The following is a 12825-nucleotide window of genomic DNA, read 5'->3' as shown; positions in this document are numbered from 1 at the left end:
CCATGAAGACCCTCCCCGTCCTGGGCACCGTCGCCCTCGCCCTTGCGCTTTCGGCGTGCGGCCGCATGGCCGATCTGGAAGCGCCGGCGCCGCGCGAGACCGAACGCGCCCCGCGCGACGCCAACGCCCGCGCCCTGCCGGATCCGGCCACGGTCAACCGTCCGTCCAGCCAGGTACCGGTCGACGGCGGCCCGTCGAACCCCTTCGGCTCCTCCGCCGCCGGGCGGGAGCCGCAGTAGTCGCTATCGATCCTCCCCCGGAGCGAAGCGAACGGGGGAGGGGGACCGCGAAGCGGTGGAGGGGGCGGCCCCAGACACCGGCGTGCGCGTCCGCCCCCTCCACCAGCCTCCGGCTGGTCCCCCTCCCCCGCTTTGCGTGGGAGGATTGTCGCAAAAGGACGGCCACGCTTGGACCACTTCGATTACCGCGACGGCGCGCTCCATGCCGAGGACGTGCCCCTGGCCGACCTGGCAGAGGCCGTGGGCACGCCGGTCTATGTCTATTCGACCGCGACCCTGACCCGGCACTATCGCGTGCTGCGCCAGGCGCTGGACGCCCGCGCGCCGCTGAACGGCGCTCTGATCGCCTTCGCGGTCAAGGCCAACTCCAACCTGTCGGTGCTGGCGACCCTGGCGAAACTGGGCTGCGGTGCCGATACCGTGTCGGAGGGCGAGATCCGCCGGGCGCTGAAGGCGGGCGTGCCCGCCGACCGCATCATCTTCTCCGGCGTCGGCAAGACCGACCGTGAACTGGCCTTCGCCCTCTCGGCCGGCGTGCGCCAGATCAACGTCGAGAGCCCGGCCGAGCTGGACCGGCTGATCGCGGTGGCGGCTTCCAAGTCCGCGTCGCCCGAGATCGCCATCCGCGTGAACCCCAGGATCGGCGCGGGCGGCCACGCCAAGATCACCACGGGCGGAGAGGGCGACAAGTTCGGCGTCCCGGCCGACGAGGCCATGGCGCTCTACGCCCGCGCCTCGGCCAGCCCGCATGTGACGCCGGTGGGCCTGGCCTGTCACATCGGCAGCCAGATCACCGACCTGAGCCCCTTGGAGGCGGCCTTCCGGCTGCTGGCCGAGATTACGCGGACGCTGCGCGGGCAGGGGCTGTCGGTCACGCGGCTGGACCTCGGCGGGGGGCTGGGCGTGCCCTATTCGGGTGGGGCGGAGACCGCGAGCCCGACCGACTATGCCGCCATGACGGCGCGGGTGCTGGAGGGGCTGGACGTGGAGGCAGCGTTCGAGCCTGGGCGCCTGCTGGCCGCCAACGCCGGGGTGCTGGTCAGCCGGGTGATCCAGATCACCGAACGGGCGGATGGGCGCCGCTTCCTGGTGCTGGACGCCGCCATGAACGACCTGGTCCGCCCCGCCATGTACGACGCCTTCCACGAGGTGAAGCCGGTTGTGGCGCGGGCGGGGGAGCCGGTCGCCTACGACATCGTCGGCCCGGTCTGCGAGACCGGCGACACCTTCGCCCGGGGCCGCGCCCTGCCGCCGCTGGAGGCCGGAGACCTGGTCGTCTTCACCGGGGCGGGGGCCTATGGCGCGGTGATGTCCAGCGAGTACAACACCCGGCCCCTGGTGCCCGAGGTGCTGGTGGACGGCGCGGACTGGGCCGTGGTGCGGGCGAGGCCGAGCTACGACGAGATGCTGGCGGGGGAGGCGATGGCGGGGTGGTTGTAGCTGGCCGATCTGATAGCCGAAGGGCGTGCTAATCTGAGGCGTGCGAATCTGGCGTCGATTGAAAACTCTGGATGGTCTGACCCAGATCCTGGTCGGACTCTTCATCTTTGCGTTGGTGCTGCTCGGGATTTGGTATGAGCTAGGCCTCAACTTACTGGCCGAAGCTGTGGGGTTGTTTCTCACAGTGGTCGCCGTCGATGAAATCTACGCTCGAAACGAGCGGAAGCGATTGAGGCCGTTGCTCATACCAGCTCATCGCGAGGCTCGCGACGTCGCATGGGCGGTACTCTCTCACTGCGCTGAAGTGCTTAGGTCTACGATCCAAGAAGACGAGTTGAGCCTGATTGCATATCCAAATGCTCGTCTAAGCGACAAGGTGCTGGAGCCAATTTACGAGCGGATCGACATGAATGGGAACACTCGGCTGTCATTCTTGCACAGGCCGACGATGACGTTGATAGCAATGAAATGGCGCCAACTGCTCAGGCAGGATTCCGTCAAGATCAAAGGTATGGCAGCTGCAACGCTGAACCGGTATGTGACAGTTGTTGATCCCAAAGTTGCAGCAGCGCTTGACGAAGTTCTCAAAACTCCCGTTCTGAACGCGGACGAATTTTGGTTTGATGAGCCAGTCTGGCGACTGACGGGAATCAACTACACTTGGGCAGCGGCTGCTGCTTACCGGATACTCGACGGCCTCAGTGACCAGTGGGATGACCCCTACGATCTCAGTCCCGCTTTTACATTCGCTGAATCGCTCCGAGCCGATGTTGGCCAGAGCCCTTGGCATTCGACGACATCGACGTGGCGTCAGCCTCGCGCTTGAGCCGTCCGCTAACCCAAAAACCGCCCCACCGCCGCGAGGAACCGCGTCGGCTGGTCGATCATGACCATGTGCTCGGCGCCCTCGATCCGCTCGAACCGGGCGGGGGCGCGAAGGCTGCGGTAGCCGGCCTGGAACAGGGCGTCGAGGCGGGCGCGAGGGTTGGTGTCGTCGGGGCTCCAGCCATAGACGACGGTCACGGGGGCGGCGATGTCGGGCAGGCGGTGGCGCAGGTCGGTGGTCAGGACCTCGTACAGCCCCTGGGCCAGCACCTGGCGGTCGCCGCCCTGCCAGCCCAGCGATCCGAACACGCTGTCGGCCGCCCCGCCCAGCTCTCGCCCGATCAGGGTCGGCTGGTTCCGAAGCGCCGCGTCGCCCAGCAGCAGCAGGGCCTGATAGGCGATCTGGGCGATGGGCTCGACGTCGCCGGTCGTGGCACCGGGGCTGATCAGGCTGGGAAAGAAGGGCGTGGCATCCACGATCATGACGCGGCCGATCGGATTGCGACGATCCCGCCCGGCGTCGGCGGCGGCCTGTAGCGCGACCAGCCCGCCCATGGAGTGACCGATGACGGCGGGTCGATCCAGCCGACGCTCGGCGATGTAGCGGCGCAGCTCGGCCGCCACCGGCGCGACCAGGGCACCGTCCTGATTGCGGCCCGGCGGCACTGCGCCGAAGCCCCGGATCGAGACGATGTGGACGCGGTAGTCATCGTCCAGACGCGCGGCCGTCCGCGCCCAGACGTCGCCGGTCGAGGCCAGACCGGGGATCAGGATGACGTCCCGGCCCGACCCGCGCGTCTCGACCACGATCCGCTCGGAGGCGAAGGGCCGTTCTCGCGCCTGCGCCGAGGCCAGACCCGGCAGAGCGACCAGCAGGGCAGACAGGAGGAGGGGCAGGAGGGCGATCAGTCGGGTCATGGCGGAGGGATGAACGAGGATCGCGGCCTTTGGTTGACCGGTGGGTCGGTGATCCGGCTCTTGATCTTGGCCTGTGACGGGCGTGTAACATCGGGGTCGTGAACATCCTGGGGAGGACGTCTATGCGTGCAGTGTCTAGGCTGACCACGGCGGTGGCGATAACGGGGCTGGCAGCCGGAGCTATGGCCCAGGACATCCCGCCCACGGGGGGCGCGCCTGCGGTCGAGGCGCTGACGTCCGAGGCCCCGACCGGGCCGCAGTGGAAGGTCTTCTCCCGCAGCAATACATCCAACTATCTGATCGACTTGACCAGCATCCGGCCCGAGGGCGACGAACTGCGGGTCAGCATCGCGCGTGTACCCAACGCCGGCGAGGCCACCGACCTGAGCCATGTCGTCGATACCTTCGGCCTGCGCTGTTCGGCCGGCGAAAGCCACGTTATCAGCTCGACCGAGTTGCTGGAGGACGGTGTGACGGCCGAAACCTTTCAGACCGACGAGCCGTGGTCGGAACCGCGCGGTGGTTCGCTGGACGCCACGGTCAAGGAACTGGCCTGCGAGGACATGGTCCCGAGTGGCGACGCCTATGCCGCCATCACGGACTACATCGCGGCGGGGCGGCCCTAGAGCATTCGCCAGCGAAGTGGACACCGGTTCGCGGCAAAGAATGCGAAAAACAAAGAGCTAGACCAATCGTCTTGCGCCAACTCATGTGACGATTGGTCTAGACGTCCACAGCCGCGTCCAGTGCGTTTTCCTGGATGAACTCGCGGCGGGGTTCGACGACGTCGCCCATCAGCTTGGCGAACAGGTCGTCGGCGTCGTCGGCGTGATCGACCTTGACCTGCAGCAGGGTGCGGGCGTTGGCGTCCAGGGTGGTCTCCCACAGCTGATCCGGGTTCATCTCGCCAAGACCCTTGTAGCGCTGGATCGACAGGCCCTTCTTGCCGGCGTCCAGCACGGCCGTCAGCAGGTCCAGGGGCCCGCGCACCTGGACGGACTTGTCCTTCCTCCGATAGGTGGCCGGGCTGTCGAACAGCCTGTCGAAGGCGGCAGCGCGCTCGGCCAGACGCCGGGCGTCCAGGCTGCGGATCAGCTGTTCCTCCAGCACGATGGTCTCCTTGACCGCGCGGCGGCTGCGTTCGAACACCACCGCGCCCTGGAGGCCCGGCTGGCCCGTCCAGGCTCCGTCGCCCTCTTCGGCATAGAGGTTCAGGCGGTCGGCGGCGGCCGGGGCGAGCGCGGCCGGATCGCCGTCCTCGGCGAACAGACCGGCCAGGGCCGCCTGTTCGATGGCGAAGGCGGGGGCACGCTGGGACAGACGATCGACGCCCGCCTTGAAGGCCTTGGCCTCGCGCACCAGGGCCATCAGGTCGTTGCCGATGCGGCGCTCGCCGGACTGGAAGTCGAGCTCGGCGTCGGTCGAGCCTTCCTCGATCAGATAGGCGTCCATCTCGGACTGGTCCTTGAGGTAGCGCGACTGCTTGCCCTTGGAGACCTTGTACAGCGGCGGCTGGGCGATGAAGACATGGCCACGCTCGATCAGCTCGGGCATCTGGCGATAGAAGAAGGTCAGCAGAAGCGTCCGGATGTGGGCCCCGTCGACGTCGGCGTCGGCCATCAGGATGATCTTGTGATAGCGCAGCTTGTCGGCGTTGAAGTCGTCGCGGCCGATGCCGGTGCCCAGCGCCAGGATCAGGGTGCCGATCAGCTCGGACGACAGCATGCGGTCGAACCGGGCCCGCTCGACGTTCAGGATCTTGCCGCGCAGGGGAAGGACCGCCTGGTTCTCGCGGTTCCTCGCCTGTTTGGCCGAGCCGCCGGCCGAGTCACCCTCGACGATGAAAAGTTCGGACTTGGCCGGATCGCGTTCCTGACAGTCGGCCAGCTTGCCGGGCAGGGAGGAGATATCCATCGCCGACTTGCGCCGCGTCAGATCGCGAGCCTTCCTGGCGGCCTCACGCGCCGAGGCGGCCTCGATGATCTTGGCGACGACCTGTTTGGCCTCGACCGGGTGTTCCTCGAACCACTGGGACAGGCCTTCGGAGCATAGCCCCTCGACCGCCGGGCGGACCTCGGAGGAGACCAGCTTGTCCTTGGTCTGTGAGCTGAACTTGGGGTCCGGCACCTTGACCGACAGGACGCAGGTCAGGCCCTCGCGTGCGTCCTCGCCGGTGGGGGCGACCTTCTCCTTCTTGAGGGCGCCCGAGCTCTCCATGTAGGCGCTCATGACCCGGGTCAGGCTGGCGCGGAAAGCCGACAGGTGGGTGCCTCCATCCCGCTGGGGGATGTTGTTGGTGAAGCACAGCATGGTCTCGTGGTAGCTGTCGTTCCACCACAGGGCGAGATCGATCTCGATGTTCTCCTTCCTGCCCCGGATGACGATCACGTCCTTGAGGATCGGCGACTTGGACTTGTCCAGATGGCGCACGAAGGCCTCGACCCCGCCTTCGTAGTGCAGGATCTCCTCGAACGGCTCGGCATGGCGGTGGTCGGCCAGCTTGATCACGACGCCCGAGTTCAGGAAGGCCAGCTCGCGCAGCCGGTGTTCCAGCGTCTTCAGGTCGAAGTCGATGTGGCTGAAGGTCGTGACCGACGGGTAGAAGGTCACCTGGGTGCCGGACAGGACGCGGCCGTCCTCGCGCATCGGGGCGTCGCCGGTGACCTTCAGGCTCTCGACCGTGTCGCCGCGCTCGAACCGCATCTCGTGGCGCTTGCCGTTCCGGAAGATCACCAGCTTCAGCCAGTCCGACAGGGCGTTGACGACCGAGACGCCCACGCCATGCAGGCCGCCGGAGACCTTGTAGGAGTTCTGGTCGAACTTACCGCCCGCGTGCAGCTGGGTCATGATGACCTCGGCCGCCGAGACGCCCTCGCCCTCGTGGATGTCGACGGGGATGCCGCGGCCGTTGTCGGTGACGGTGACCGAGCCGTCGGCGTTCAGGATCACCTCGACCAGATCGGCGTGACCAGCCAGGGCCTCGTCGATGGCGTTGTCGACCACCTCATAGACCATGTGGTGCAGGCCCGACCCGTCGTCGGTGTCGCCGATGTACATGCCGGGGCGTTTGCGAACCGCGTCCAGACCCTTCAGCACCTTGATGGAATCGGCCCCGTAGGCGGCCTCTTCGGCGGTGTCCGCGGTGCGGCCGGAGTCTGCGTCGTTCAGGGGTTCGTCGGTCATTCAATCGTCCGGGTTGGCGAGGTTCGAAGGCCACGCCGCGCGCTGCCTGACCCGCCGAAGGGGCTGTTCATCCGGGCGAACGAATCCTGTCGTCCGGATGCGTCGTTTATATAGGATTTTCCGTGCCGAAAGCGAGCTTTGGCGGGCCCTTGCAGCCTTGCCGTGCGCCCTTTTCGTCCCATATCGTGGAGCACCCCCCGATAAGGACGACCGCCCGCCTCCAGGAGCGCCGATGCCGCATGCCGACAACCTGATTTCGACCCTGGTTGCGGCCTTCGTGCTGGCGTTCGCCTTCGGGATGATCGCCAATCGACTGAAGCTATCGCCCCTGGTGGGGTATCTGATCGCCGGTATCCTGGTGGGGCCCTATACGATCGGGTTCGTCGCCGACACGACCCTGGCCCCCCAGCTGGCCGAGATCGGCGTCATCCTGCTGATGTTCGGGGTCGGGCTGCATTTCTCGCCCGCCGACCTGATGAAGGTCAGGAAGGTCGCCGTTCCGGGCGCTCTGGTGCAGATCGCCTCGGCGACAGGCATGGGCTGGCTGCTCGGCCGCTTCGCCCTGGGCATGAGCGATGTCGAGGCTCTGCTGATGGGGTTCGCCCTGTCGGTGGCCTCGACCGTCGTCCTGATGAAGGCTCTGGAGGAGCGGCGTCAGAACAAGGGCGAGGTCGGTCGCATCGCCGTGGGCTGGCTGATCGTCGAGGATCTGGTGATCGTCCTGGCGCTGGTCATGCTGCCCATGATCGTGCTGCCGGCCGGTTCGGTGATCGATCCGGGCGCGCTGGGGCTGAACGTCGGCTGGACGCTGGTCAAGGTCGCCGCCTTCGTGGCGGCCATGCTGTTCGTCGGCGGGCGGGTGCTGCCCTGGGTTCTGGTGCGGATCGCCCACACCCGATCGCGGGAGCTGTTCACCCTGGGTGTGCTGGCCATCGCCTTGGGCATCGCCTGGATCGCCTATCAGCTGTTCCACTCCTTCGCGCTGGGGGCCTTTCTGGCCGGGCTGGTGCTGAACGGGACGCCCCTGGGGCACAATGCGGCCGAGCGGTCGCTGCCCTTGAGGGACGCCTTCGCCGTGCTGTTCTTCGTCTCGGTCGGCATGCTGTTCGACCCGACCATCCTGTGGCGCGAGCCGCTGGCGGTGCTCGGCGTACTGGCGATCGTGCTGGTCGGCAAGACGGTGGCGGCGCTGGCCATCACCTCGGCGTTCAGGCTGGACCGGGCGACCAGCCTGACGGTCGGGGCCAGTCTGGCGCAGGTCGGAGAGTTCTCCTTCATTCTGGCGGCGCTGGGCATGTCGCTGGGGGCGTTGACGCAAGGCACACACGCCCTGATCCTGGCGGCGGCCCTGCTCTCGATCTCGCTGAACCCGTTCGTGTTCCTGATCATGGACCGGCTGGGCGGAAATCCGCCGGGCGTGCGCCAGGACGGCGAGATCAATCCGGCGACGGCCTAGCCGGGGATCAGTTCGCCGCCTTCGACGCGGACGAAGGCGGCCCGGCCCTGAAGCGGGCTAAACAGCTCGGCCTCCGTGCCCGTCATGAAGGCCTGAAGGCCCAGGGCCGTGATCTCGTCGAACAGGGCCGCGCGGCGGTCGGCGTCGAGATGAGCGGGCGCTTCGTCCAGCAGCAGGACGGGGGCGGCGCCGCCGGTCGATAGACGACCGACCTGGGCCAGGATCAGGTTCAGCGCCAGGGCCTTCTGCTCGCCCGACGAGCCCTCCGCCGCCGGGCGGTTCTTGGCGCGGTGAAGGGCGGTCAGGTCGGCGCGGTGCGGACCGAACAACGACCGTCCGGCGGCGGCGTCCCGGCCCCGCGCCCGGACCATGCCGTCGCGAATGGAGGCCGTCAGGGTGGCCTCGTCCGCCCCCTGGCTCGCCAAGGTTTCCGTCTCTCCGGCGAGGGCCAGATCGGCCTGGGGGAAGGGACGGTCGGAGCGCCCGTCGATCGCGGCCTGAAGCACCGTCAGGGCCTGGGCTCGGGCGACGGTGGCGCGCGCGCCGGTCTCGGCAAGCCGGACTTCCAGCGCATCGAGCCACAGCGGATCGGCCTCGCGCCCTTCCGCCCCGTCGACCAGCAGACGCAGTCGCTCGCGCAGGGCCTTCTCGTATCCCGCGACCGCCGCGGCGTGGCCTGGGTCGGCGGCGAAGACGAGGCGGTCGAAGAATTTCAGCCGATCGGCCCGGGCGTCGGAAAACAGCCGGTCATGCTCTGGCGTGGCCCAGACAGGGCGCAGGTGGTCGAGCAGCCGGCCGGGCTGGGCCGTCTCGCCCTCGATACGGACCAGGCGCCGCCCGGCCCCGGCGACCTGGACGCCCGTGCCCAGCCGGATCTCGTCGCCGCCATCCTTGTGAGGGTCTGGGCCGGTCAGCGTCAGGGCCACGGCCCAGGCCCGGCCGCCGGCCTCGCCGGGCTCGCGCCGCCCCATCTCCTGCGCCGTCGCCCCGCGCAGCCCCTTGCCGGGGGTGAACAGGCTGAGCGCCTCCAGCACATTGGTCTTGCCCGCGCCGTTCGGCCCATGCAGCACCACCGGCCCCGGACCGACGTCGAGCCGGGCGGAGGCGTAGGAGCGGAAGTCGGTCAGGGTCAGCGAACGGATCAAGGCCGCCCGGTGATAGCCCGCTTTGCCCGAGGGTCGAAAGGGTGGGGCGACCGGCCGTGGTCAGCTTCCGTATGGCTACGCTGGACCCCTCGCCGGATTAGGGTCACATTTGACCGACCGTGGGGGCGGTTCGCACGTCGGGGCGCGCGATATGAACAGGCTTTGGGTTGTGGCGGCGGCCATGGTGGCGGTCGCGGGCGTCGGCGGGGTCGCCACCCTCGGCGCGGCCATGGCGGCGAAGCGGCCGCAAGGGCTGGATGCCTGCACCAGCGCCTCGGCGCGGGCGGGACTGCGCGACGCCATCCTGACCCGGATCGCGGCCAAGGGAGGCGAGGTCGATGTCGGCTATGCCCTGTCGCTGGACACGCCCCGGCTGGAATCCGTGGACTATGTGGCCGAGCGGACCGTCTGTGGCGGCACGGCCCGCTGGGCCGTGCCCGAGCATCGCCGCGCGGCCTTGGATGGGGTGTCGGAACTGTCGGACCCCGTGCGCTTCATGATCGAGCCGGGCCGGGGCGGATCGGGCACGGTGGTGGCCTTGGTCGGGGGCGGGGACCGGATCGCCGACTGGCTGGGCGCGCCGCCCGCGCCGCCGCCGCCGCCGGACCTGCTCCGGGCCGATTATGTCGAGGGTGACCAGGCTTCGGTCGAGGGGCTCTCTTCCGAGGGGACGGTCGAGGCAAAGCCGGAGCCGACGGTCCCGCCGCCTCCTGCGGTGGTTCCGACGCGCCCGACCCAGGTCGCCGAACCCCGGCGCGCCGCCCGACCGGCTGAACCCGCGCCGGCCCCGCGCCAGCCGATCCGCGTCGCCACGCCTGCAGCTCCCGTTGCCCGCCCGGCCGCGCCGTCTCGGCCCGTGACCCGTGCGCCGTCGTCGACGACCCGTCAGCTGAACACCGGCGTCTCGACCACCAACCGCCTCAACGTACCCGTCGCCCGGTCCGAGGGACGAGAGGCCAACCCGGTGCCGGTTTCGTCGCGCGCGCCTGACCGTCCGCCACCGCCGCCACCCTCCGGCCCCAGCTTCGACTGCCGCCTCAGCCGCAACGCCGCCGAGCGCACCATCTGCGGCGACGACCGGCTGGCGCGGCTCGATGTGCGGATGGCCCGGCGCTATGCCGAGGCCCAGACGGGGCTGGGTCCGCGCGCGGCGGCGGACCTGCGCGCCGAACAGCTGGAATGGCTGCGCCGCCGCGACGACTGCGACAGCCGTCGCTGCCTGGAGATCATGTACGACACCCGGGCCGCGCGCCTGGACCGGATGAACTGAGGGATCATCCCCGGCCGCGCCATTGATTGGCGCGTTCGCCGCGTGCGGCCTTGTCGGCGGTTTCGGCGATCCGGGCGGCGCGGGTCTCGGGCCGTCTGGCGTTGCCGATCCACTCCAGGATGCCGCGCCGGGTCGAGGGCGGGAAGGCGGCGAAGGCCTCGGCCGATCCGGGGTGCCGGTCGAAGGCGGCTGAGAGGTCGTCGGGCACCTCCAGCCGATGGACGGCGTCCAGCGCGGTCCACGATCCGTCCGCCTTGGCCTGTTCGATCTTGGCGACACCAGCGGGATGCATCAGGCCCGCAGACGCCATCTTGTCGATCCGTGCCTTGTTGACCGCCGACCAGTTGGAGCCGGGCTTTCGGGGCGACACAAGCAGCATGGTCCGCTCGTCGTCCAGCTTCCTCGGTAGGCTGTCGACCCAGCCGAAGGCCAGAGCCTCCTCGACGAGGTCGTCAGGGGACGCGGGGCTGGGACGCGCCGACCTTGTATGTGACGACCCAGACGCTGTCGGCTTGCCCATGGTGGGCGCTCAGCCAGGCCCGCCAGTCGTCGCGGGTGGTGACCTCAACACGCTCGAACCGTTCGAGCCTGTCGCTAGAGGTCATCTGGTTTGCCCGAGGCGCTGTAGCGTATTCGCCAACCCTCTAGCAGCGCCACCGCGTCTTTTGCCGATAATCGTAGTCCGCCGAGTGTTCCGTCGGTTCCGGCGGCGGTCCTGCGATGCCAAGTTCCAATCGGATCCGAGCCTTTCTCAGCGGCCGGGCCAGCTTTCAAAGTCCAAGCTATGGTCGGGAAACCGAAGCCGCGATCGCTGTAGTGAATACCGACGCCGACCAAGCGGGGCCTCCAGTAGATGATCTTGAACTCATGAACGTCGCTCCAGCGAACCGGATGTTTCCAGCGGCTCAGCCGAAATCCGTCGCTTGTCATCTCCAAGTTGTTGGGAGCAATCACCTCTCGGAAGACAAATCCCATCGCCAAGAGGATCGTGCCGCCTATGAAAAGCAGCACGAAGCGCGCAATTCCCGTGACCGGGCGTCCAGCGTAGTCCAACTCTGAAAATGCGACCGGCACGGTGAGCGCCAACAAGCCAGCGGCCAGTCCGAGTGAGAGCAAAGCACTGCTTCGACTTCCGCTGACTGTTTGGGTCTGCCCGTTCGCGGACATCACACCCGCAGCGGCATCAGCACATACTGGACGCCCGGGTCGCCCGGATCGAGGACCAGGGTCGGGCTGGCGGGGTCGGCGAACATGAAGGTGGCGTTCTCGCCGGTGATCTGGCCGGCGACGTCCAGCAGGTAGCGGGCGTTGAAGCCGATCTCGAAGGGGGCTTCGGAATAGCCGATCTCGACCTCCTCGACGCCCTGGCCGGCCTCCATGTTGCGGACCGTCAGGGTGACGCGGTCCAGTTCGAACGCCAGTTTCACCGAGCGGCTCTTCTCGGCCGAGATGGTCGCGACCCGGTCGACGGCCGAGGCGAAGACCGAGTTATCGATGTCGGCCTGTTTGTCGTTCCCCTTGGGGATGACGCGCATGTAGTCGGGGAAGGCGCCGTCGATGACCTTGGAGGTCAGGCTGGCCTGGCCGAACTCGAAGCGGATCTTCTGGGGGCTGACCTGGATCTCGACCGGTCCGGTGCCGTCGTCCAGCAGGCGGCGGACCTGGTCGATGGTCTTGCGCGGCACGATCACGCCGGGGCCCCCGGCGGCGCCTTCGGGCGCAGGGGTCTCGGCGAGGGCCAGGCGGTGGCCGTCGGTGGCGACGGCGCGCAGCAGGGGGATGCCCGCTTCGGCCACCGTGTGCAGGTACAGACCGTTCAGATAGTAGCGCGTCTCCTCGGTCGAGACGGCGAAGCGGGTCTTGTCGATCAGACGGGCCAGATCCTCCTTCATCAGGGTGAAGCGGACGCCGGAGGTATCGGTCGACATGACCGGGAAGTCGCCGGCCGGCAGGACCGGCAGGTTGAACTTGGACCGGCCCGCCTGGACCGTCAGACGCGGATCGTCGCCGTTGTAGATCAGGGCAACCTCGGCCCCGTCGGGCAGCTTCCTGACGATCTCGTACAGGGTGTGGGCGGGGGCGGTGATCTGGCCCTCGACCTGGACGGTGGCCTCGGCCTCGTCGACCATCTCCATGTCCAGATCGGTCGCGGCGAAGCTCAGCTTGTCGCGGCCCGCCGACAGCAGGACGTTGGACAGGATGGGAATGGTGTTTCGGCGTTCCACCACGCTCTGCACATGCCCGAGGGCCTTCAGAAGGGCGGAGCGTTCGATGGTCAGCTGCATGGGGTCTTCTTGGGCGTCCGGCGGCGACTCAAACGAGGTCGCGGGTAAGGACTTCGGACACTAG

General features: G+C 68.4%; 12 protein-coding genes and 1 pseudogene. 6 read left to right on the top strand and 7 right to left on the bottom strand.

The features are described from left to right. Positions 1–2: 2 nt before the first annotated feature. The 3 genes from ABN401_RS12935 to ABN401_RS12925 all read left to right on the top strand — a co-directional run bounded on the left by ABN401_RS12935 (position 3) and on the right by ABN401_RS12925 (position 2505). On the top strand, positions 3–239 hold the full coding sequence (locus tag ABN401_RS12935) for a hypothetical protein (protein ID WP_349685273.1): 237 nt from the start codon (positions 3–5) through the stop codon (positions 237–239). A gap of 168 nt (positions 240–407) precedes the next feature. After that, positions 408–1679, top strand: coding sequence for a diaminopimelate decarboxylase (lysA, locus tag ABN401_RS12930; protein WP_349685272.1), 1272 nt, complete (start codon positions 408–410; stop codon positions 1677–1679). A 58-nt stretch (positions 1680–1737) separates the two neighbouring features. Continuing rightward, positions 1738–2505: a hypothetical protein gene (locus ABN401_RS12925; RefSeq protein ID WP_349685271.1), complete on the top strand. Its 768-nt coding sequence runs from the start codon at positions 1738–1740 to the stop codon at positions 2503–2505. Between the two features lie 8 nt (positions 2506–2513). Here ABN401_RS12925 and ABN401_RS12920 read toward each other — a convergent pair whose 3' ends face one another. Then, positions 2514–3422: an alpha/beta fold hydrolase gene (locus tag ABN401_RS12920; protein WP_349685270.1), complete on the bottom strand. Its 909-nt coding sequence runs from the start codon at positions 3420–3422 to the stop codon at positions 2514–2516. 122 nt (positions 3423–3544) lie between these two features. Between ABN401_RS12920 and ABN401_RS12915 the strand changes: the two genes are divergently transcribed. Further along, positions 3545–4048, top strand: a complete 504-nt coding sequence (locus ABN401_RS12915; RefSeq protein ID WP_349685269.1) for a hypothetical protein — start codon at positions 3545–3547, stop codon at positions 4046–4048. 97 nt (positions 4049–4145) lie between these two features. Here the strand turns inward: ABN401_RS12915 and gyrB are convergent, their stop codons facing one another. Next, positions 4146–6605: a DNA topoisomerase (ATP-hydrolyzing) subunit B gene (gene gyrB / locus ABN401_RS12910; protein ID WP_349685268.1), complete on the bottom strand. Its 2460-nt coding sequence runs from the start codon at positions 6603–6605 to the stop codon at positions 4146–4148. Between the two features lie 232 nt (positions 6606–6837). On the opposite strand from gyrB, the gene ABN401_RS12905 reads away from it, so the two are divergent. Then, positions 6838–8061 carry a cation:proton antiporter domain-containing protein gene (locus tag ABN401_RS12905; protein WP_349685267.1) on the top strand — a complete coding sequence of 408 codons (1224 nt, stop codon included), beginning with the start codon at positions 6838–6840 and terminating at the stop codon, positions 8059–8061. Here ABN401_RS12905 and recF read toward each other — a convergent pair. Next, positions 8058–9206, bottom strand: a complete 1149-nt coding sequence (gene recF, locus ABN401_RS12900; RefSeq protein WP_349685266.1) for a DNA replication/repair protein RecF — start codon at positions 9204–9206, stop codon at positions 8058–8060. The two genes, ABN401_RS12905 and recF, sit on opposite strands and share 4 nt — an antisense overlap. A gap of 151 nt (positions 9207–9357) precedes the next feature. On the opposite strand from recF, the gene ABN401_RS12895 reads away from it, so the two are divergent. Beyond that, entirely contained in the window at positions 9358–10476 is a 1119-nt protein-coding gene (locus ABN401_RS12895; protein WP_349685265.1) for a lysozyme inhibitor LprI family protein, read from the top strand. Between the two features lie 4 nt (positions 10477–10480). Here the strand turns inward: ABN401_RS12895 and ABN401_RS12890 are convergent, their stop codons facing one another. From ABN401_RS12890 to dnaN, 4 genes and pseudogenes are all read right to left on the bottom strand, one after another. Continuing rightward, a complete protein-coding gene (locus ABN401_RS12890) occupies positions 10481–10768 on the bottom strand; it encodes a YdeI/OmpD-associated family protein (protein ID WP_490424187.1) in 288 nt (95 codons plus the stop codon). Positions 10769–10807: 39 nt separating this feature from the next. Next, positions 10808–11081, bottom strand: a pseudogene (locus ABN401_RS16415) (YdeI/OmpD-associated family protein); the annotation flags it as partial. Further along, the gene (locus ABN401_RS12880) at positions 11071–11562 is read right to left on the bottom strand and encodes a hypothetical protein (RefSeq protein WP_349685262.1); all 492 of its coding nucleotides are present in this window, start codon (positions 11560–11562) and stop codon (positions 11071–11073) included. The pseudogene ABN401_RS16415 and the gene ABN401_RS12880, both read right to left, overlap by 11 nt. 80 nt (positions 11563–11642) lie before the next feature. Beyond that, positions 11643–12761 carry a DNA polymerase III subunit beta gene (gene dnaN, locus ABN401_RS12875; RefSeq protein ID WP_349685261.1) on the bottom strand — a complete coding sequence of 373 codons (1119 nt, stop codon included), beginning with the start codon at positions 12759–12761 and terminating at the stop codon, positions 11643–11645. Between the last annotated feature and the right edge of the window lie 64 nt (positions 12762–12825).

The sequence above is a fragment of the Brevundimonas aurifodinae genome (assembly GCF_040195595.1).
Taxonomy (GTDB): Bacteria; Pseudomonadota; Alphaproteobacteria; order Caulobacterales; family Caulobacteraceae; genus Brevundimonas; species Brevundimonas aurifodinae.
Note: the sequence above shows the minus strand (reverse complement) of the source record. Positions and strands in the feature narration are given on the sequence as shown.